The sequence below is a fragment of the Bacteroides acidifaciens genome (assembly GCF_903181435.1).
Taxonomy (GTDB): Bacteria; Bacteroidota; Bacteroidia; order Bacteroidales; family Bacteroidaceae; genus Bacteroides.
The window spans coordinates 286,694-306,587 of record NZ_CAEUHO010000004.1; the positions used below are offsets into that span (position 1 = coordinate 286,694).

The 19,894-nt window shown below is 43.6% G+C and carries 16 protein-coding genes; 5 read left to right on the top strand and 11 right to left on the bottom strand.

All coding sequences use genetic code 11. From position 1 onward, the window contains the following. Positions 1–54: 54 nt before the first annotated feature. The 7 genes from CLIN57ABFB40_RS13215 to CLIN57ABFB40_RS20465 all read right to left on the bottom strand — a co-directional run bounded on the left by CLIN57ABFB40_RS13215 (position 55) and on the right by CLIN57ABFB40_RS20465 (position 6,804). A complete protein-coding gene (locus CLIN57ABFB40_RS13215; protein ID WP_175630537.1) occupies positions 55–1,119 on the bottom strand; it encodes an Imm65 family immunity protein in 1,065 nt (354 codons plus the stop codon). 1 nt (position 1,120) lies between these two features. Next, on the bottom strand, positions 1,121–2,371 hold the full coding sequence (locus CLIN57ABFB40_RS13220) for an RHS repeat-associated core domain-containing protein (RefSeq protein ID WP_254871777.1): 1,251 nt from the start codon (positions 2,369–2,371) through the stop codon (positions 1,121–1,123). 191 nt (positions 2,372–2,562) lie between these two features. After that, entirely contained in the window at positions 2,563–3,717 is a 1,155-nt protein-coding gene (locus CLIN57ABFB40_RS13225) for an Imm65 family immunity protein (RefSeq protein ID WP_175630538.1), read from the bottom strand. Then, the gene (locus CLIN57ABFB40_RS13230; protein WP_317167732.1) at positions 3,717–4,970 is read right to left on the bottom strand and encodes an RHS repeat-associated core domain-containing protein; all 1,254 of its coding nucleotides are present in this window, start codon (positions 4,968–4,970) and stop codon (positions 3,717–3,719) included. Before CLIN57ABFB40_RS13230 ends, CLIN57ABFB40_RS13225 begins: the two co-directional genes overlap by 1 nt. 169 nt (positions 4,971–5,139) lie before the next feature. Next, a complete protein-coding gene (locus tag CLIN57ABFB40_RS13235; RefSeq protein WP_175630539.1) occupies positions 5,140–6,105 on the bottom strand; it encodes a DUF4373 domain-containing protein in 966 nt (321 codons plus the stop codon). A gap of 151 nt (positions 6,106–6,256) precedes the next feature. Next, positions 6,257–6,595, bottom strand: coding sequence for a hypothetical protein (locus CLIN57ABFB40_RS13240; protein ID WP_175630387.1), 339 nt, complete (start codon positions 6,593–6,595; stop codon positions 6,257–6,259). Positions 6,596–6,675: 80 nt separating this feature from the next. Next, entirely contained in the window at positions 6,676–6,804 is a 129-nt protein-coding gene (locus tag CLIN57ABFB40_RS20465) for a hypothetical protein (RefSeq protein ID WP_262886966.1), read from the bottom strand. A gap of 184 nt (positions 6,805–6,988) precedes the next feature. On the opposite strand from CLIN57ABFB40_RS20465, the gene CLIN57ABFB40_RS13245 reads away from it, so the two are divergent. After that, a complete protein-coding gene (locus CLIN57ABFB40_RS13245; protein WP_175630540.1) occupies positions 6,989–7,702 on the top strand; it encodes a S24 family peptidase in 714 nt (237 codons plus the stop codon). A gap of 597 nt (positions 7,703–8,299) precedes the next feature. Here the strand turns inward: CLIN57ABFB40_RS13245 and CLIN57ABFB40_RS13250 are convergent. Further along, positions 8,300–10,747 (bottom strand): glycosyl hydrolase family 95 catalytic domain-containing protein, encoded by a 2,448-nt coding sequence (locus CLIN57ABFB40_RS13250; RefSeq protein ID WP_175630541.1) that lies wholly within the window; start codon positions 10,745–10,747, stop codon positions 8,300–8,302. A 120-nt stretch (positions 10,748–10,867) separates the two neighbouring features. Here CLIN57ABFB40_RS13250 and CLIN57ABFB40_RS13255 point away from each other — a divergent pair, with 120 nt between their 5' ends. After that, positions 10,868–11,023 (top strand): hypothetical protein, encoded by a 156-nt coding sequence (locus CLIN57ABFB40_RS13255; protein ID WP_175630382.1) that lies wholly within the window; start codon positions 10,868–10,870, stop codon positions 11,021–11,023. Positions 11,024–11,151: 128 nt separating this feature from the next. Here CLIN57ABFB40_RS13255 and CLIN57ABFB40_RS13260 read toward each other — a convergent pair whose 3' ends face one another. After that, positions 11,152–12,834 (bottom strand): SulP family inorganic anion transporter, encoded by a 1,683-nt coding sequence (locus CLIN57ABFB40_RS13260; protein WP_175630542.1) that lies wholly within the window; start codon positions 12,832–12,834, stop codon positions 11,152–11,154. Between the two features lie 245 nt (positions 12,835–13,079). Between CLIN57ABFB40_RS13260 and rbr the strand changes: the two genes are divergently transcribed. Continuing rightward, positions 13,080–13,658 carry a rubrerythrin gene (gene rbr / locus CLIN57ABFB40_RS13265; protein ID WP_175630543.1) on the top strand — a complete coding sequence of 193 codons (579 nt, stop codon included), beginning with the start codon at positions 13,080–13,082 and terminating at the stop codon, positions 13,656–13,658. 79 nt (positions 13,659–13,737) lie between these two features. On the opposite strand, the gene nadB is transcribed toward rbr, so the two are convergent. Continuing rightward, positions 13,738–15,309, bottom strand: a complete 1,572-nt coding sequence (gene nadB, locus CLIN57ABFB40_RS13270) for an L-aspartate oxidase (protein WP_175630544.1) — start codon at positions 15,307–15,309, stop codon at positions 13,738–13,740. A gap of 106 nt (positions 15,310–15,415) precedes the next feature. Here nadB and CLIN57ABFB40_RS13275 point away from each other — a divergent pair, with 106 nt between their 5' ends. Then, complete coding sequence (locus CLIN57ABFB40_RS13275; protein ID WP_175630545.1) at positions 15,416–15,808, top strand: PH domain-containing protein; 393 nt, start codon at positions 15,416–15,418, stop codon at positions 15,806–15,808. Between the two features lie 13 nt (positions 15,809–15,821). Continuing rightward, complete coding sequence (gene lpdA / locus CLIN57ABFB40_RS13280) at positions 15,822–17,165, top strand: dihydrolipoyl dehydrogenase (RefSeq protein ID WP_175630546.1); 1,344 nt, start codon at positions 15,822–15,824, stop codon at positions 17,163–17,165. Positions 17,166–17,330: 165 nt separating this feature from the next. On the opposite strand, the gene CLIN57ABFB40_RS13285 is transcribed toward lpdA, so the two are convergent. Beyond that, entirely contained in the window at positions 17,331–19,859 is a 2,529-nt protein-coding gene (locus CLIN57ABFB40_RS13285; protein WP_254871778.1) for a TlpA family protein disulfide reductase, read from the bottom strand. Positions 19,860–19,894: the final 35 nt, after the last annotated feature.

The window sequence follows — 19,894 nt, forward strand, 5'->3', positions numbered from 1 at the left end:
CAATGGTTACATTCTATATACAAGCGTTTTTCAACATGTGTCTTAACTAAATTCTTAACCGCCAATAAATCTCAGTCCTCTAGCTTCCTTGTCATCAATATTTTTATTAAAGAATAGTCTATTCCCTGTTGACAATGAACCTTTCATGTAACTTCCCCATTGGGTATCATTATGCATTATCTCAGAGTTCTGAGACATTCCATCAATGCTTAAGAAACAAAAAGTAGAATCACTGAACAATTTATACATCGACATCCAGATGTTCTGCTCCGGAAGTTTCTGAAGAAATGAATGAGGGTGTTCACTCTCATACTTCAAAATCTTATATCCATGCGCTTTAACGACTATCGGCAACGAATCCCTTAAATATAAGTTCAAAGTATCTACTCCATTCACAACCGCATAATGCATTTTAATAGTCGAATCACTAGAAAAAGTCAGGGAAGAATCGGTCAGATTCCTCAAAAAGATTTCTCCACTGAATCTATCAATATACTGTTTAAGACTATCAATATCAAGGCTATAAAGCTCCGGGATATACGGTTTCGAAACAATTATATCATGCGAATTCAACACCATTAATGAAGATTTCCCATACGGTTTTCCTCCTGAGAAATAAGGCCACAACTCCGGATAGTCAAAGATAGTCTTGTACGGAAAGTCAGAAAGACCAATTATCTGCGGAACGTCAATCCTTACAAGAGTCTGTTTTTCTTCATATTTCCGACAAGCAAGCAGCCAATAGCAAGTATCCCCTAAGTATAAGTTCTCCCGAAACGCCGAATCTGCAACAACTCCCTGTCGAAACAATTCCGTCCGTGACATCTCCGGCTCATCCAGTTCGATAAAACAAAGAAAACGTTCTTTATATTTCATGACCCGGGAGGGTAGCTCCGCATCCAAAGAAGCAGGAGAGTCAGAACATCCAATTCGATACACAACATTGGAATCATTTGAAACAATTTCATTTATTTCTATATAGGGCATTGTCAGATAACCGCTATCTATCAATAACTCTATCTGTTTTGTAACACGCTGATGGACTTCCTCTAACGGAAGAGAGGGGGACATACATCCCCAAAATAAAATAAATATGACTATGTATACCAATCTCTTCATATCAGTTAGGTTTTATATATCGTAACAAATCATTATCATCAAGAATCGGAACAGACTTCACCTGGCTTTGTTTTTGGGTATATTCATATAACATACCTTTTCTATCTGTCTGAATTTTATTATTTCTCATATAAACGGCATTTTTACAATTAGGCTTAGCTAAATTAAAATCATTACCAGCTCCTCCTTTTGTTCCTCCGGGCTGATGAGAATGGATGTCTATTACTTTTTCCCCCCTTATGGAAAGTTTTTCTTTGGCTTCCGCACCATTATCAACGCCGTGTGTCATTTGGTCTGTTGCAACAACAGCTGTTTTTACACCATTATCATCATACACATCCAATTTCCATTCTACTCCTGTGTAGTCAGCGGCAAATTTAAAGACAGATGCAGCATCATCAAGATTCGCTGTTGAATTGTAAGCCCCTCTTCCTGTATTTCCATGAGCCTTTTGCGTAGCATACATTCCCGGAAGCAAACTCTTGTCATTTACCACAATTGAGATATCCTTATTTCTAGAATAAATCAACCTATCATAAGTGGAGCCCTTTATCGGAGTTCTAAAAAGTTTACCAGCCTCATTTATTCTATAGTCATCCTTCCCATCCGGATCCACCCTCAACACCGGATTATTCTTACAATAAGTATAAGGACTCCAACTGTAGTGTTTCTCACAGGACGGGTCTACTCCGTTCCACCTCCCCAGCACAGGATCATACCGTCTGGCACCGTAGTCATACCAGTTCAGCCCGCCCGCTGTCTCCAGTTCTTTCCCATTATACTTATACGGCTGGACACTCCGTCGGGAACTCGTAGACATCAATCCCCCGAATGGGTAATAATCATTCACTTCCTCTACGTTACCATCTTCATCCGCAACGACACGCACATTCCCCTGATGGTCCTGAAAATAGAAATGATACTTCCGGTCAGACAAGGAGACATAGCCACCTTCCACTAACAACGTCTTAGCAACACCATTTTCATAGATCAAATTGCCACAGTAGTCCGTAACGGTCGTATCGTTTCCTATCACATATGTGGTGCGGAGCTTCGTGCCGTTCGCAGCATAAAGATAAGAAACGCTGTTACCGTTCCCTAATTCTATACGACTCGGTAAATTTAAACAATTATATTGAATATCAACAACATTCTTATTTAAATCTTTTGTCAGATTACCGTTTGCGGCATAAGCGTAGGCAGACTCCTGCGCAAACAGATTCATTCCTGCGACGAGAAAGATGCACGCCAATGCCAATTTCCGTAATAAATAGTTTATAATCTAATTCTGTTTTGTGTTAATTAATCGAGTTCAGTTTTGTCTATAAGTTTATCAACGTGACAAGAATACAGCGTTCGTATTTAAATATACAAGCGTTTTTCAATAGGTGTCTTAACTAAATTCTTAACCGATAACATTTCCCGTTACCATAAGCGAAAAAATCATTTTCTATTTCTTATTCTCTCTACATTTCTCTCAAAGTTTTTTTCTGACTCATTCCAAATTCTTTCTTTCTCTGCATCATCTGTGATATCCCATTTATCAACCCAAAATCTAAACCTGAACGTATCCGTACCCTTTTTATCATATATGCCGTGATTTAATATTCGCAGATAAATCCCACGATGGTTGCTAACATCAAATCCATAATTACCTATATCATGAAACATTATTTTCTTTTGCATATTCTCTCCGGCTACATCCAAAAGACAATAAGTAGAATTGCAAAACAAATTATAGAGATATCCCCAACTATCTTTTTCCAATGCTATATTTTTAAAAAAACATTCTTGATGAGGAAGACTTTTATAATTGATTATTTTATATTCATTAGGTTCTAAAATAATAGGCAAAGAATCACAAAGCGATAAATACAAGCTATCATGATTATTCACAACAGCATAATGTCTTATCGTTTCCGATGACACAGAAACGGTAGAATCGGTATTGTTTTTGAAATACATCTCTCCATAAATCTCTTTTATCATCGTCCACTCTCGCTCTTCATCCCAAAGCAGTTTCTGTTCCAGACTATCCACGTTACAATGTAAAGAGAAATCATTCAGTTCAACATCATGAGAGATAACTCCCATCTGCACCTTTCCCCCTTTCACATACCCAGAAAAATAAGGCCACAATTCCTTTATATTAAAGTACGTAACCCAACCCGGTTCAAGTAACGAAATATCTATCAGTTTCTTCTTTTCGCCACGTTTGGAAACCACTAATATCCACGTTTCCCCTCCGCCGCCTTCCATATTTAGATTACCGGAATAACCCGTTTGTTCTATCATTACATCTGTAGACATTGGAAATTCATCCAATTCTATGAAACAAAAATACCTGTCCTTATATTGAACAATCTTTGAAGGATAATCCAATCCCCATGCAGGACAATCAGAAGCCTGAATTTGATAAATATGATTGGAATCATTTATTGCCAGTTCATATAATATCACATACTTATTGACTATCAGTCCACTGTCCACCAACAAACCTGCTTGATCTTTCACTGTTTGCTGAATCTTGTTAAGAGTAGGCTGCGCACAGCCTACCATAACAAATAAAAACATCAAATTAAAGAATATATTTCTCATTACTTCATAAATTTATCATTCAACCTTTTCAACAGTTCACTACTTGTACTTATTGTAGAAGTCTCATTCTCAATACGGGATTTTTTACTATTATAAAAGAAAAGTTCTTTTTCATCTCTATTATAAATGGCACCAGTATTGATTTTCAAATTCCTCATATCATTATCAGAAGCTACTTTATTATACGGATGCGAATGCAGATCCACAACTTTATCACCTTTAACCCCCAACTTATCTTGCACATCCGAAAAAACACTACCTTCTCTGCCAGAAGTACCCACAATAGCAGTTTTACTCCCTCCGTCATCGTATATATCCAGTTTCCATTCTGGTTTGGTATTGTCTGCACCAAATTTAAAAACAGCTACCGCATCATCAAGATTTACCGTTGAATGGTAGGATTCTGTTCCCTGATTCTTACCAGCCTTTTGCATAGCATACATTCCTGAAAGTAGCCCCTTGTCATATACAACAATTGATATGTTCTTATCTTTATTCAAAATCAACCTATCATAAGTGGAACCGACTATCGGAGTTCTAAAAAGTTTCCCCCTGCCATTTATCGTATAATCATCCTTCCCATCCGGATCCACCCTCAACACCGGATTATTCTTACAATAAGTATAAGGACTCCAACTGTAGTGTTTCTCACAGGACGGGTCTACTCCGTTCCACCTCCCCAGCACAGGATCATACCGTCTGGCACCGTAGTCATACCAGTTCAGCCCGCCCGCTGTCTCCAGTTCTTTCCCATTATACTTATACGGCTGGACACTCCGTCGGGAACTCGTAGACATCAATCCCCCGAATGGGTAATAATCATTCACTTCCTCTACGTTACCATCTTCATCCGCAACGACACGCACATTCCCCTGATGGTCCTTGATAAAGTAATGATAGCTCGTATCCGACATCGCAATATATCCTACATCGGTCATCAACCGCACCAGCACCCCGTTTTCATAGATCGCATTGCCACAATAATCCGTTGTCAGCGTATCTCCGCCAATAACCTGTACCGTACGCAACTTGGTTCCGTCACCACTGTATACATTGGATATATTGTCTCCATTCCTAAAGACTATCCGACTTGGCAAATTTAAACAATTATATTGAATATCAACAATGTTCTTATTCAAATCTTTTGTCAGATTACCGTTTGCATCATAAGCGTAGGCAGACTCCTGCGCAAACAGATTCATTCCTGCGACGAGCAACATGCACGCCAATACCAATTTCCGTAATAAATTCATAATCCGATTCGTTTTTGTGTTAATTAATTCTGTTTATTTAGTTTTGTCTGTAAGCTTATCGACACTACAAAGATATAACATTCACATTAGAGCATACAAGCATTTTTCAAGTTGTGTCTTAACTAAATTCTTAACCACCGCTATCTGCTGTGTATCAACACATAGCAGTCTATTCCCTCCTGTTGACAACACTCAGGAGATAGCGCCCGGGAAGTTTTATTTTCCCACCGCTGCCACGCAGCGTGGCAATTCCACGCCACACCGCACCGCCAATAGCACCGAAGTTACTTTTCAGAATTATCGCATATTGCTCCGAGGGAGGAATGCCGTAACTCCGGAGATTATCAAGCAACCCCGCATAGTTGCGTGACGTCCCGTCAGCAGGGGGAGAAAGCATGCCGATAGTTTCCTGCGTATAATTCTGCGTACATTTTCTTTGCGTACATTGTTTCTGCTTGACGGAACCGGAACCCTCTCCACCACAGGAACTTGCAGAAGAAATCTCCTCTCTTTCCTTCTTCCTCCCAGCCTTCTCCCCTGCCGTTTCCAGGGGAGAATTGAAGAGGGGGTGTTCTTTGCTGTGCTCTGCTGTGCTATTCTGTGCTATGCTATGTGTACTTGATGTTACATTTTCAGGGATAAATGTTACATTATCATCCCCGGTAATGCTTTCCTCAAGTTCCGTTTTTCCAGACTCGGCAGGTGATTTATCTCCCGCACCTGTCTTGTTATCAGCGACTTCCTCATTGACAAGCAAACAATACGCCGCTTCCAGAGGAGAAACGCTCCGACGGCGGGTGCTGAAAAGATACTGCCGTTGTATCTCGACGGAAGTCAGAATGCGTTCACGTTCAAAAAGGCCGCTATCGAACAGACCGTATTCCACTGCGAGCCGGATAACACGCTCCACATCATCCGCACTCTTCTCATAGAGACCTGCCGAGAGGTCTTCATAAAACAAACGGTCTGCATCCACGTAATACCCCTCTCCGGCATAGATATACGAAAGCACTTCAATCAAAATACCAAGCGACGAGTCGCCCTCACGCTTCATCAGGCGACGGACGGCACGGTCATGGATAAAATCTGTATTCAATGGGAAATAGTCAAGTCCCTTTTTCTTTATTCTTGCCATAATTAATCTGTTTATTTTGTGTAAAGTTTATAAAGAGTGAATTCCTCAAGCTCTCCGCATGGCTTCTTCTCCGTCGGGGAGTGAAAACCATGCAGGCGCCCGTGATATTGGATTCACATTGTTGAATCTTGAAGTGAAAGTCAGTACGCTGTTACAGTAAGGATTCTTCGTCCCGGACTTTCTTCTTTTTACGTTCCATACTCAGATGTACTACCTGAAGGGCATGCAGAATAAGCCGGATACGTGTGCCGCGGTCTTCAATCTGTGTAATGACAGGATAGGGAAGACGGCCGGACAAGTTGATGCAGGGAAGCTTCTTCCCACTGAGGTAGTGCCGACGGCTCAGGGATTTACGGCATTCTTTGCAGTATTTATCCGGGCACTGGGTTGTTTTGTTCATGTAGAAGGACTCCAAGGGAAGTTCACGCTTACAGTTTTTACAAATAACGGTAGCTGTAGACTGTCGTGTCAATAAGGTTTTTGTTTTCATAATGATAATTGCTTTTTTAATTCCGAGAATATGTTTATTGTTTATTGGCGATATATACCCACCATAGTGGACATATATACTTACCGTGGTGAATATATAGCTCCATCATAGTGGATATATATGTCCAGCAAGGTAGCCGTATAGAGGAGATTCAATGGTGGAGAATGAACTTTTTCGCAACCTTTCGTAAACTTTTCATCGTTTCTCATAGATATTACAATTTTAATTTATATTTTTGAAACATATTTGTGATTTACACGCCACAAAGATAAAATAGTTTTCACCAATAAAGCAAATAGTTTTAATATTTAATTTTCAAAAAGTATATAACAAGTTAGAAATGAACAACTAACATATTTATGAATATTTACATCAAAAATAAACGATAACAGAATGGATACAAATTTAGATGTCACAGGCATCATCAAGCGTGCCAAACAGGTGTTAGGCCTGAAAAGAGACAGCGAACTGGCTGAATACTTGGGAGTTTCGAGAGCGACAGTTACTAATTGGGCAGCACGAAACAGCATAGACTTCAAGCTGTTGCTTGACAAGTTCGGCGACAAAGTGGACTACAACTGGCTGCTGTTGGGGAAAGGAAGCCCCGTGCACCAGCCGAGATTCTGCGAAAGCGAACTGGCAAGGGGAGAAGTGGAGATTATACACAATCCGAAAGCAGTGGAACCGGTAGACGACCGGAGCGTGACGTTATACGACATCACTGCAGCGGCAAACCTGAAAACATTGTTCACCAACAAGCAGCAGTACGCGCTGGGGAAGATATTGATTCCGAATATTTCCGTCTGCGACGGGGCGGTGTATGTAAACGGGGACAGCATGTATCCCATACTGAAATCGGGGGACATCATCGGATACAAGGAAATCAGCAGTTTCGAAAACGTCATCTACGGGGAAATATACCTGGTGTCGTTCATGATTGACGGAGACGAGTATCTGGCGGTGAAATACGTCAACCGCTCGGACAAGGAAGGGTGCATCAAGCTGGTGAGTTACAATACGCATCACGAGCCGATGGATATCCCGTTCGCGTCCATCAATGCGATGGCAATCGTGAAGTTCTCGATTCGCAGGCACATGATGATGTAAGGCTCACCACAGATTACATAACGTCAGTTCGATATAAACCTGTACTTTTCGATTCTCCTCCTTCAGGAAGCTACCCTTTATATTATACACATCTATTTTTTTTAAGAAATAGGCACATAAAGAGTTAAATTAATTAAGGCTATTCATGGTAAGCATAGTCATTATTTAATCTTTTTTTTCCTAATAACACCTTTAAATATTCCAATTTGTAAGGATTTAAAGATGTGTATAAAGGGTAGCTTCAGGAAGGAGGAGTCCTCGTAGGGGGAGGTGGTAGGACAAACGAGGTTCTTTCTATCTTGCTGTAGATGATAGACTTATGTATTCACCTCCCACCTCCCCCCCCCCTACGGGGACTCACCCCCTCCGACTCCCCCGTTATCGGGGGAAGAGCAACCTTCCTGAAGGAGGAGAAGCCATGCGGACGAACATCTATCATGTTAAATAGCCCCCGCTATATGAAAGCTTTTTGTCTTAAGAAGTACATAAGAGCCTTTCATATAGCGGGGAATTTTTTGGGAGAAGGGTATATCTTTCACGTTCATGTAATATTCCTTCTATACGGAGCTTGTTGATATAGTTGTTTGGCTTCCTTCTTTATAATACAGCCAATCTGTCCCCTTTTAAAGTGATTTCGTATTTTTTCCCTTTTACGGTATTGAATTTGAGCGTCTTGTCTCCATATCTTACGTTACAGGGGATTCCGGATTTGGACTGGATGGTAGCTTTCTCCAGTTGTCCCTCTTTCCAGGAGATGGAAACCTCAAAATTCCCTTTGGCGCAGATTCCGCTTATCGAGCCGTTTGCCCATGCGTCCGGCAAAGCAGGGAGTAATTGGATGAATCCCATATGGCTCTGCAATAACATCTCGGTTATTCCAGCCGTACTGCCGAAGTTCCCGTCAATCTGGAAAGGTGCGTGGGTGTCCCACAGATTGTCCAGTGTACCGTTTTTCAGCAGGTTGCCGTATAGTTTATACGCATGGTTTCCGTCCTGTAGTCGTGCCCATTGGTTGAGCTTCCAGCCCATGCTCCAACCGGTAGCGCCGTCTCCGCGATGTTCCAGTACCACTCTGGCGGCTTGTGCAAGTTCGGGGGTAGTCACAGGAGAGATAGTGTGTCCCGGATGCAATCCGAACAGGTGGTTGACGTGGCGGTGCTCATCTTTCGGGTCATCTATGTCGGTGGACCATTCCAACAACTGACCGTAGCGTCCTATACGGTAAGGAACGAGTTTAGTCAATACGTTTTCCCATTGCTTGCGTTCCTTGGCGTCCGTTCCGAGCACCTTGCTTGCCTGGATGGCGTCCAGTAATATCTCTCGTACTACGGCATGCGCAAAGGTGACTCCCTCGTCCACCGGGCCGTGTTCGGGAGAGGTGGAAGGAGCGGCGGTGTAAGTCCCGTCGGGCTTGTGCCACAAGTGGTCTACCGCAAACTGTGCGCTGCTTTTGATAAGGTCGTAACCGATTTCCTTTAAGAATTTCGTGTCACGGGTATAATCATAATATTCCCAGATGTGCGTGGCAAGCCACGGACCGGCGGTAGGATTCAGGTTCCATTCCATGGATTTGCTGGATAAGGGAGCCGTAAATCCGAAGATGTTGGCAGAGATGGACGCTGTCCACCCGCGGGCGTTGAAATAGGCTTGTGCTGTCTTTTCACCGGGTTTCACCAGGCTGCGTATAAAGTCTATCAAAGGCCATGTACATTCCGGAAGATTGGTGGGGCACGCAGGCCAGTAGTTCATTTGAATGTTGATGTTATTGTGATAATCTACCCGCCACGGGCCATCGGTATTGTTGTGCCACAGTCCTTGCAGGTTGGCGGGCATGTTGCCGGGGCGTGAGCTGGCTATGAGCAGATAACGTCCGAATTGATAGTATAATTGCTCGAGCTGATAGTCCGGTGTACCTTTCTTATAGTTAGCCAGTCGTTTGTAGGTCGGCAGGTTGGGACTGCCTATTTCCGGATTAATTTCGAAACGTACCCGATTGAACAGCGCGGTATAATCCGCTTCGTGATTACGGTAAAGCTCGTCATAACCTTTTTTCAGGGCATTGTCCATCATTGCCAAAGTCGTTTGTGACGGGTCGTTGCCGACGTAGGCTTTCGGGTCTTTGAAATCCGGGGCAAAGTTCATCTTATAATCGGTGTCTGCGGTAAGCAGGAATACCACTTCGTCGGCATCTTTCACAATAATCCGGTCGTTTTCCGCTTTCAGTGTCCCTCCTTTGTGGACAGCTTTGATTCGGAAGGCGAATTTCATTCCATTGTTATTGAGGACTCCGGTATAGACCAACCCGTCGTTTCCGTCTCTTTCCATATGGCTTTTCGCTTCGCTGTTGGGACAATAGCTAAGCACAAGATTCTGTTTCCCGCCTTTGTCGGCAGTAAACTTCATGACCATAACGCTGTCCGGATAGGATATGAAGTATTTCCGTTGATACCGTATCCCGTCCTTGTCAAATTGCACCACAGCCATCGCCGAATCCAATGACAGGATGCGGCGGTAATTGCTCATATTGATTTCACTGAGCCCAGTTTCCACATAAAGCTCTCCCATAGTGGTAAAAGCGCCGAAGCGGAACGGAGTCTCGTCTTTTTCTTCATAAGCTCCCAGCCCGTTGAAGTTTTCCTGGGTGAGATACCCCGCCTTTTTAGAATCCCCGTCCAAGAAAGCCTGCCGGATTTCTTTCAGTACGCCTGCCGACTGTTTGTTGACGTCCCAATAATATTCGGCGCCCTTAGCAGTATTCGGTCCCCCTTTCCAAAGGGTCTTTTCATTCAGTGTGATGCGTTCTGCGGATATGGACCCCATGATATTCGCTCCCAGACTACCATTCCCGATAGGTAGCGAACGGCTTTCCCATGCTTTGTCCGGATTTGTCCCTGTGCCGGAAGCGTGTAGCCAGATAGCTTGTCCGTCCAGATTGTTGGGAGTATCGAACCATACGGAAAGTCCCTGAGTGTAATCCACCGTTTCAATGGACAATGCGGAAAGCGAAAAAAGAGTGCAAAGGATAAGTGGGTAGAGTTTTTTCATAATATGTGTTGTTTAAAGAAATGTAAGGTACAAAGATACTGGTTTTTTAAGATTTTGGCTAACGGGCTACTTTTAATTTTCGCCAATAGGCTTTTAAAAATTACCAAAAGTGCCTCTCCAATGCAAGGGCAGACACTTTTAGATATTCCGCTGGTCAACATTATAGAGGCCGACAATTTCGTGAACCAGCTCTATTACTTCGGCATGCTCACCGTGAGCGGAACATTTGAAGGCAAGACCAAACTCATCATCCCCAACCAGGTGGTGCGCGATTAGTTTCAAAAATTGTTTCACTGCTTGAAACAATTCGTTTCTCGGTGTGAAACACTTCGTTTCAAGCAGTGAAACAATTTGTTTTCCTATTTGAAACTTTTAGTTTCAAATAGGGTTGAAACTAATTAACGTCAGTACGATACAAGGCTTTTCGCCCTTTCCAATGCTACATTAATGTTCGGACAGATATTATCTTTTCCCAACAATTCATAGAAACCGGATTTCTCCAGTACCTGGTGTACTTTGTCGTTTACTCCGGAAAGGATGACGGTAGTCTTTTCTTTCTGCGACATTTCACAGAGTACGGTCAAGTTATGGATACCCGTAGAGTCAATGAACGGGACTTTTCGCATACGGATGATACGTACCTTCGGGCGCTCACCCAGTTGTGCCATGGTTTCTTCGAACTTGGTAGCGATACCGAAGAAATAAGGACCGTTGATTTCGTACACCTCTACTCCTTTAGGGATGATAAGATTTTCTTCGTGTACGGCAATGTCTGATTCCTTATTCGGGTCAATCTCATCGGTAATTACCGAAATTTCGGTAGTTTCCATTACACGTTTCATAAAGAGCACGCAGGCAATGACTAATCCTACCTCAATGGCAACGGTCAAATCGAAGATAACCGTAAGGAAGAAGGTGATAAGCAGGACAGTGACATCTGATTTCGGGTTTTTCAATAAAGCCTTGAATACACGCCAGCCACTCATATTATAAGAGACAATGACCAGTACTCCGGCAAGACATGCCATCGGGATATATTGTGCCAACGGCATCAGGAAAAGCAGAATCAAGAGCAATACTACTGCATGGATAATTCCGGCTATCGGTGTCTTGCCGCCGTTGTTGATATTCGTCATGGTGCGGGCGATGGCTCCGGTAGCGGGGATACCGCCGAACAGGGGAGCTACGATATTGGCCGCGCCTTGTGCGATAAGTTCCGTATTGGAGTCGTGGCGGTCGCCAATCACACCATCGGCTACAGTGGCAGACAGTAATGATTCGATAGCGCCCAGTACGGCAATAGTGATAGCCACCGGAAACAATTCCCTGATAGCTTCCCAATCCAAAGCAGGCACGACAGCATCGGGCAGTTCGGATTTAATCGTGAAACGGTCGCCTATCGTCTGGATGCAGTCGATTCCACCGAAAGTCTTCATCAGATAAACGGCAGCGGTGACAACGACAATCGCTATCAATGAGCCGGGAATTTTCTTTGAAAACTTGGGAGTAATGGCAATAATAATAATGCTGACGATACTTACAATGGTGTTCCACCAGTTGATGGTATCGAAATGACGGAAATAAATCATCCACTTCCCGACAAAATCTCCCGGAACTTTCTCATCCCCGAAGGACAAACCGAAAATATCGGCAATCTGGGTAGTGAAAATGGTGACGGCGATACCGCTGGTGAATCCGACAATGATAGGATAAGGGATGAACTTGATGACTGCTCCGAGTTTGAATACTCCTAGTAATACAAGAAGAACACCTGCCATAAGCGTGGCTACAATCAGTCCGGCTTCGCCATACTGCTGGATAATGCCATAGATGATGACGATGAATGCTCCGGTCGGTCCGCCAATCTGGACTTTGCTTCCCCCCATCAGGGAGATGATAAATCCGGCAATGATAGCGGTGATAATACCTTTTTCGGGCGATACTCCCGAAGCGATACCGAAGGCGATAGCCAATGGAAGTGCCACGATACCTACGATGATACCGGCCATCAGGTCCGCCATAAACGTTTCTTTTGAGTAATTCTTTAGACAAGAAACCAGTTTGGGTTTAAATTCAAATAGCTTCATTTTTATGAGTTGTTATACGTGTTATCCATCCTTTTTGTAAAGTAGAGGTTGCAAAATTATATAAAATAATCGAAATAAGTATGTTATCCAGCATATTATTTACCTGTTGATAGATTTCATCAATGACCCGATAGTTTTTATTCATAAAGAAAACGTGGCTTATTGCGAACAATTCGCTTATATTTGCGTTGTAAATAGTACGACAAGTTACGTCTGGTATCACCAATTTTAAAAATATATAGATTATGACTAAGAGCATTAAAGGAACTCAGACAGAGAAGAATCTGTTGACTTCATTCGCAGGAGAATCACAGGCAAGAATGCGTTACACTTATTTCGCAAGTGTGGCTAAGAAAGAAGGTTACGAACAAATTTCTGCAATTTTCACAGAAACGGCTGACCAGGAAAAAGAACATGCAAAACGTATGTTTAAATTCCTCGAAGGCGGTATGGTAGAAATTACTGCTAGCTATCCGGCTGGAGTAATCGGCACTACACTCGAAAACCTTCGCGCTGCTGCTGCCGGCGAACACGAAGAATGGTCGCTGGATTACCCTCACTTTGCAGATGTGGCGGAACAGGAAGGATTTCCGATGATTGCTGCTATGTATCGCAATATCTCCATCGCTGAAAAAGGTCACGAAGAAAGATATCTCGCTTTCTTGAACAACATCGAAAATATGACAGTATTCGCTAAAGAAGGCGAAGTGGTATGGCAATGCCGTAACTGCGGTTACATCGAAATCGGTAAGGAAGCTCCTGAAGTTTGCCCGGCATGTCTGCATCCGCAAGCATACTTCGAGGTGAAGAAAGAAAACTACTAATCCAACATCAGTTCGATAGATGTTCGCTCGCATGGCTTCTCGAAGGAGGGGAAGCCATGCGGGTGAACATTTATCGAACTTATTTCTTTGCGTGCGGATAATCTATCGTGTAATGCAATCCGCGGCTCTCCTTACGTTCCATAGCCTGGCGCATAATCAGATAGCCGACATTCACCATATTACGTAATTCGCAAATCTCTCTGGAAGCGACACTGCGTTTGAACAGGCTTTCAGTCTCTTCGTAGATAATATCCAGTCTGTCCCAGGCACGTTTCAGGCGAAGGTCGCTGCGGACAATACCCACGTAAGTACTCATAATCTGATTTACTTCCTTTATGCTTTGAGTGATAAGTACCATTTCTTCCGGCGAACGGGTTCCTTCGTCATTCCATTCGGGAATATCTTCGTTATAAGTGTACTGGTCAATGGCTTGCAGACTATGTTTGGCAGCTGCGTCAGCATATACTACAGCTTCAATCAAAGAGTTTGAAGCCAGACGATTGCCGCCATGCAGTCCCGTGCAAGAGCACTCTCCTACTGCGTAAAGACGTTCGATAGAAGACTGTCCGTTCAAGTCAACGAGGATACCGCCACAAAGATAGTGGGCAGCCGGAGCCACCGGGATATAATCTTTGGTGATGTCGATGCCTAGGCTCAGGCATTTTTCGTAGATATTGGGGAAATGTTTCTTTGTTTCTTCCGGGTCTTTGTGGGTCACGTCCAGATAAACATGGTCGTCTCCGCGATTCTTCATCTCGTTGTCGATGGCACGCGCTACAATGTCACGCGGAGCAAGCGAAAGACGCGGGTCATATTTCTGCATGAATTCCTTGCCGTCCATGGTGCGGAGAACGCCGCCATAGCCGCGCATTGCTTCCGTAATCAGGAAAGAAGGACGGTCGCCCGGATGATAGAGGGCGGTAGGATGGAATTGTACGAATTCCATATCTTTCACCGTACCTTTGGCACGGTAAACCATGGCGATACCGTCTCCGGTAGCCACCAACGGATTGGTGGTAGTCTTGTAGACGGCTCCTACTCCACCGGTAGCCATCAGAGTCACTTTGGCAAGGTAAGTATCTACTTTTCCGGTTTTCGGGTCGAGGATATAAGCGCCGTAACATTTGATATCCGGTGTCTGGCGGGTAACGGTCACTCCCAGATGATGCTGTGTCAGGATTTCAATGGCAAACTGGTTTTCGATTACCGTGATGTTCGGATGCCGCTGCACAGCTTTAATCAGGCTGTCTTGTATTTCTGCTCCCGTGTTATCTTTGTGGTGAAGGATACGGAATTCCGAGTGTCCCCCTTCGCGATGCAAGTCAAATTCGCCCTTCTCGTTTTTGTCGAAGTCCACTCCCCACTTAATCAGTTCTTCAATTTGTGCAGGAGCTTCGCGCACTACTTTCTCCACTGCGGCACGGTCGCTAATCCAGTCGCCGGCGTTCATGGTGTCTTCAATGTGTTTGTCGAAATTGTCTACCAGCAGGTTGGTCACAGACGCTACCCCGCCTTGCGCGAAGTACGTATTAGCTTCTTCCAGCCCGCTTTTACAGATAAGAGCAACTTTACCTTTGTGCGCCACTTTCAGCGCAAAACTCATACCGGCAATTCCGGAGCCGATAACGAGGAAATCGAATTTTCTTACCATAATTTTGTTATTTCTCACCGCAAAGCTACAAAATAAGTTACTTCGTTGTACTTTTCGTTGTCACTAATTCATAAAATTACTACCTTGCAGGCAAAAATCTGACAAAATGAATCGAATTTTTCATGCCCGCATCGCCTGGTACCAGTATTTCCTCTTGGCAGTGCTTACTGTAAATGCCGTCGGCGCTTTGTGGTGTAAATATATCTTGCCGGCTGTGCTGTTTATGCTCATGCTTATTGTAGTGATTGAACAAATCATACATACAGTCTATACGGTGACTGCGGACGGAAATCTCGAAATATCCCGTGGACGCTTTATCCGTAAGAAAGTAATTCCTATTTCCGAAATCACGACTATACAGAAATACCGTTCCATGAAATTCGGGAGTTTCTCGGTGACCGATTATCTACTGATAGAGTATGGAAAAGGCAAGTTTGCTTCCGTGATGCCTGTCAAAGAACGGGAATTTGTGGAACTGATTGAAAAGAAAATGAACTAATAATTTATATACTATGAAATACCAAGTGATTATTATCGGCGGCGGTCCTGCCGGATATACGGCTGCCGAAGCTGCCGGCAAAGCCGGTTTGAGCGTATTGCTTATCGAAAAGAACAGTCTGGGCGGTGTCTGCCTGAACGAAGGGTGCATTCCGACTAAAACCCTGCTCTATTCGGCAAAAACTTATGATAGTGCGAAGCATGCGTCGAAGTATGCGGTAAATGTATCTGAAGTCTCTTTCGACCTGCCCAAGATTATCACCCGCAAGAGCAAGGTAGTGCGTAAACTGGTATTGGGAGTGAAAGCGAAACTGACCTCAAACAACGTTACGATACTATCGGGAGAAGCGCAAATCATAGATAAAAATACGGTCCGCTGCGGTGAAGAGACTTACGCATGCGAGAACTTGATACTTTGCACCGGTTCGGAAACCTTTATTCCCCCTATTCCCGGTGTGGAAACGGTGAACTACTGGACGCATCGGGATGCATTGGATAATAAAGAACTGCCTGCTTCCCTGGCTATCGTCGGTGGTGGAGTGATAGGAATGGAATTCGCTTCTTTCTTCAATAGCCTGGGAGTACAAGTGACGGTAGTCGAGATGCTGGATGAGATTCTCGGTGGAATGGATAAGGAACTTTCCGCTTTGCTGCGTGCGGAATATGCAAAGAGGGGCGTTAAGTTCCTGCTTAGTACGAAAGTTGTCGGTCTGTCACAGACGGAAGAAGGCGCTGTCGTTTCTTATGAGAACGCAGAAGGAAGTGGCAGCGTGGTAGCGGAGAAGCTGCTTATGAGTGTCGGTCGTCGTCCGGTAACGAAAGGTTTCGGACTCGAAAACCTGAATTTGGAGAAGACAGAGCGTGGTGCTGTCAAGGTGAATGAGAAGATGCAGACTTCCGTATCCGGCGTCTATGTCTGTGGTGACCTGACCGGATTCTCTTTACTGGCTCACACAGCCGTTCGTGAAGCGGAAGTGGCGGTACATTCCATTTTGGGAAAAGAAGACGCAATGAGCTATCGTGCCATTCCGGGCGTTGTCTATACCAATCCGGAGATTGCCGGAGTGGGCGAAACGGAAGAGTCGGCCTCAGCCAAAGGCATAACGTATCAAGTTGTAAAGCTCCCGATGGCTTATTCCGGTCGCTTTGTGGCAGAAAACGAAGGAGTGAACGGAGTCTGCAAAGTATTGCTGGATGAACAGGAACGGGTGATTGGAGCGCACGTGTTGGGCAATCCGGCTTCGGAGATTATTACGCTCGCAGGAACTGCCATTGAACTCGGATTGACTGCGGCGCAATGGAAGAGGATTGTTTTCCCTCATCCTACGGTGGGTGAGATATTCCGGGAAGCGTTGTAGAGTGGAAGAATGATAACAAAGTTATTTTGAGTGCGGCTATTTAACCCATTTAAGGTATAAGAAAGGACTGTCCATTTTGAGGGACAGTCCTTTCTTATCATAATTATTTGATGATTGGATTGACAAATGCCAATATGCAAATATATCAATATGTGAAAATAAATGCTATAGCAATGCTTTTATCATTGCCGAGAGCTCTTCCACCGTCTCCTCATTGGAACCGGAGAAGCCGACAGGTTTAAACCGGATATTTCCTTCCTTGTCTATAATGAACTTAGCCGGAATTCCTTTGGCTTTGTAGCTCTCTATAATAGGAAATTTATTCGTGTTCGGGTCTTTTACGTCAAATACTACATTAAAAGTATATCCTTTATCATTCATATATTTACGTACGGTTTCCTGAGGATTCTTTTTACTTTCGAGCGTATTGATGAAAAGAAATGCCACCTCTTTATTGTTTGCAAAACGGTTGATTGTTTCCTGCATGGCGGGGAAAGATGCTTTGCAGGGACCGCACCATGTAGCCCAAAAGTCAAGCACTACTACTTTCCCTTTCAGGCTTGCCAGTGAAACTTCCTTTCCGTCCATGTTGTGAAGCGTAAAGAGTGGAGCAGGTTCATTCACCATATTCTGTGCAAGCTTTTCCTGTAAAGTATTGTGGAATTCCGATTTCAATTCATCCAAATATTGCTCGAATCCTTTTTCTTTACCGTTTTTCCGGGTATATGCTTGTTTCAGCCAGGCTATTTGCTGCGGAGTAGCTTTTCCTATGCGGACAAAGTTTTCCAGTATAGGGGTTGCTTCACTGAATTTCTTTTCAAATATGAGCGTTGTGGCGTAGCAGTCATTGATAGAATAATTCTGCTTATTACTGGATTCGTATATTTGTTTGGCGTGAGGAATCGCTTCTTGTATGCGGTTGTCTTTTATCAATGCTTCTACATAAGCAGTGAGAATTTGGTTGAGTTTGTGCTTCTCCTCTTTGGGAAGTGTATCTTCATCTTTTCCTTCGGTAGTCATCTTGATAGCTCTATTCAGCAATTCTGCTGCCATTTCAAAGCTGCCATTCTCCAAACGATTGAATCCGGAGATAGCCAATACATCACGTTTGAATGGCGAATCTGGAATATTAGCCATATAGCCTTCGGCTTTTTCCCGGTTACCTTCCGCATAAAATGCCTCTATGGTAAATGACATCATCATATTCACCATTGGGTAAGCAAAGTCCGCTTTTTCTTTCTTCACTTGTGCCACGAACTTCTTCAGCATTTCTTCTTTTTGCGCTGCGGTATCAGCGTTCCTTAATGCCATCATAGCGGCTGTCGCTTTTTCTTTTGTCAGTGTGCCGGCTTCCTCTTTATTCAATAATCTCAGTAGTTGCTGATATAGCTTGGGGTCTGAAGGACGTTTGGCGAAAGCATCCACAATCTTTCCCTGTTGGTCGATAATGACGATGCGGGGAACGGAACGGATTCCGTAATGTTTCGCTACTTCCGACTTGAACCCGTCGGGTACGTTGAGTTGCAAAGTCGCTCCGTTTTGATCTTTCACAAGTTCTTTCCACGCTTTGAGCAACTGTTCTCCGGTGTCGAGTGACAAAGTGAAGAATTGAATGTTTTCTCCTTTCATCTTTTTCGCCAGTTTCTCCATATAGGGCATTTCAGCTTTGCAAGGGATGCAGCCGCTGAACCAAAAATCGAGTACTAGCACTTTTCCTGCGTAGTCGGCGGAAGAGTAAGCCTTTCCATCAATATCATTGGCTGTAAATACAGGTGCCGTATTTCCACGGGTGATGTTGCTGTATCGTGCTTTTATTCCGTCGTATTGTTTTTCCAGTTGGGCTAATTCCCGAAGGAATGTTTCGCTATGCGTAGGTACAGATGCTTTTGCGACAGACAGATATGTCGGAAAATCATCGGAATAACCTGCTTTCAAGATTTGTTTCAGATAACGTATCAGGAAAGCGGATTTCACTTCATTATTGGATATTCTTGCAGTATATTGAGCGAGAAAGTTTGTCGGGTCGGGCTGCCATTCGCCATTCTTTTCTAATATTTCCATTGACTCACGCATCACAGTAAACCATTTGGGATAATATAGCAGTGCAGCATCCTCATACCGGTTTTTTCTTACGTCATCATAATAATTTGTTGGTAAATCCACTTCCTTTTTCATGAACATACGCATCAGCCTCGGACCGTTCAGCAGTTGATTGAGAAACGTATATTGATAGTAGCATTCGTGTATGTGCTTGAATTCATCAGGCAAATTCGATGCTTTTAGTGCATCTATTGACTCTGCCAGCATTTTATGTTGGAATTCCAGCCATTCGTTGGAATATGTAGCTATACTATCAGGGCTTTTGAATATGGAAGAATGCTGTTGAATAAATTGATTGATTGCCGCATTGTCTCCTTCAAAAGATATTTTCCCGTCTTTCTCTTCGATACGGCTTGTTGAACCGGGAGTGACGAATACGGTCGAAATATTGCTGTTGGAGCCCATATAATAGTAATAGGCGGATTTCTCCAGTTGCAGAGCTATCGTCTCTCCCGGCTTCACTTCCTGATAACCATGGATAGTATCACTTTCGCTCTGGAAATAGATTTTCTTTCCGTTGGTTTCTGCTTTGAAAGTGATATGCGCTGCTTTGCTGTCGGAAGATAAAGCAAAACCCTCTGTATATGTGAACATACAGAGAAGTGTTGCTATAAATAAAGTGAATGTTT

Bases quoted from the DNA above. Each gene is read 5' to 3' on its own strand.
- CLIN57ABFB40_RS20465 (WP_262886966.1), bottom strand. From the start codon at position 6,804: ATGAGAAACGATGAAAAGTTTACGAAAGGTTGCGAAAAAGTTCATTCT.
- CLIN57ABFB40_RS13275 (WP_175630545.1), top strand. From the start codon at position 15,416: ATGAATCGAATTTTTCATGCCCGCATCGCCTGGTACCAGTATTTCCTC.
- CLIN57ABFB40_RS13230 (WP_317167732.1), bottom strand. From the start codon at position 4,970: ATGAATTTATTACGGAAATTGGTATTGGCGTGCATGTTGCTCGTCGCA.
- CLIN57ABFB40_RS13250 (WP_175630541.1), bottom strand. From the start codon at position 10,747: ATGAAAAAACTCTACCCACTTATCCTTTGCACTCTTTTTTCGCTTTCC.
- lpdA (WP_175630546.1), top strand. From the start codon at position 15,822: ATGAAATACCAAGTGATTATTATCGGCGGCGGTCCTGCCGGATATACG.
- CLIN57ABFB40_RS13240 (WP_175630387.1), bottom strand. From the start codon at position 6,595: ATGAAAACAAAAACCTTATTGACACGACAGTCTACAGCTACCGTTATT.
- CLIN57ABFB40_RS13260 (WP_175630542.1), bottom strand. From the start codon at position 12,834: ATGAAGCTATTTGAATTTAAACCCAAACTGGTTTCTTGTCTAAAGAAT.
- nadB (WP_175630544.1), bottom strand. From the start codon at position 15,309: ATGGTAAGAAAATTCGATTTCCTCGTTATCGGCTCCGGAATTGCCGGT.
- CLIN57ABFB40_RS13235 (WP_175630539.1), bottom strand. From the start codon at position 6,105: ATGGCAAGAATAAAGAAAAAGGGACTTGACTATTTCCCATTGAATACA.
- CLIN57ABFB40_RS13225 (WP_175630538.1), bottom strand. From the start codon at position 3,717: ATGAGAAATATATTCTTTAATTTGATGTTTTTATTTGTTATGGTAGGC.
- CLIN57ABFB40_RS13215 (WP_175630537.1), bottom strand. From the start codon at position 1,119: ATGAAGAGATTGGTATACATAGTCATATTTATTTTATTTTGGGGATGT.
- CLIN57ABFB40_RS13255 (WP_175630382.1), top strand. From the start codon at position 10,868: ATGCAAGGGCAGACACTTTTAGATATTCCGCTGGTCAACATTATAGAG.
- CLIN57ABFB40_RS13285 (WP_254871778.1), bottom strand. From the start codon at position 19,859: ATGTTCACATATACAGAGGGTTTTGCTTTATCTTCCGACAGCAAAGCA.
- CLIN57ABFB40_RS13245 (WP_175630540.1), top strand. From the start codon at position 6,989: ATGGATACAAATTTAGATGTCACAGGCATCATCAAGCGTGCCAAACAG.
- rbr (WP_175630543.1), top strand. From the start codon at position 13,080: ATGACTAAGAGCATTAAAGGAACTCAGACAGAGAAGAATCTGTTGACT.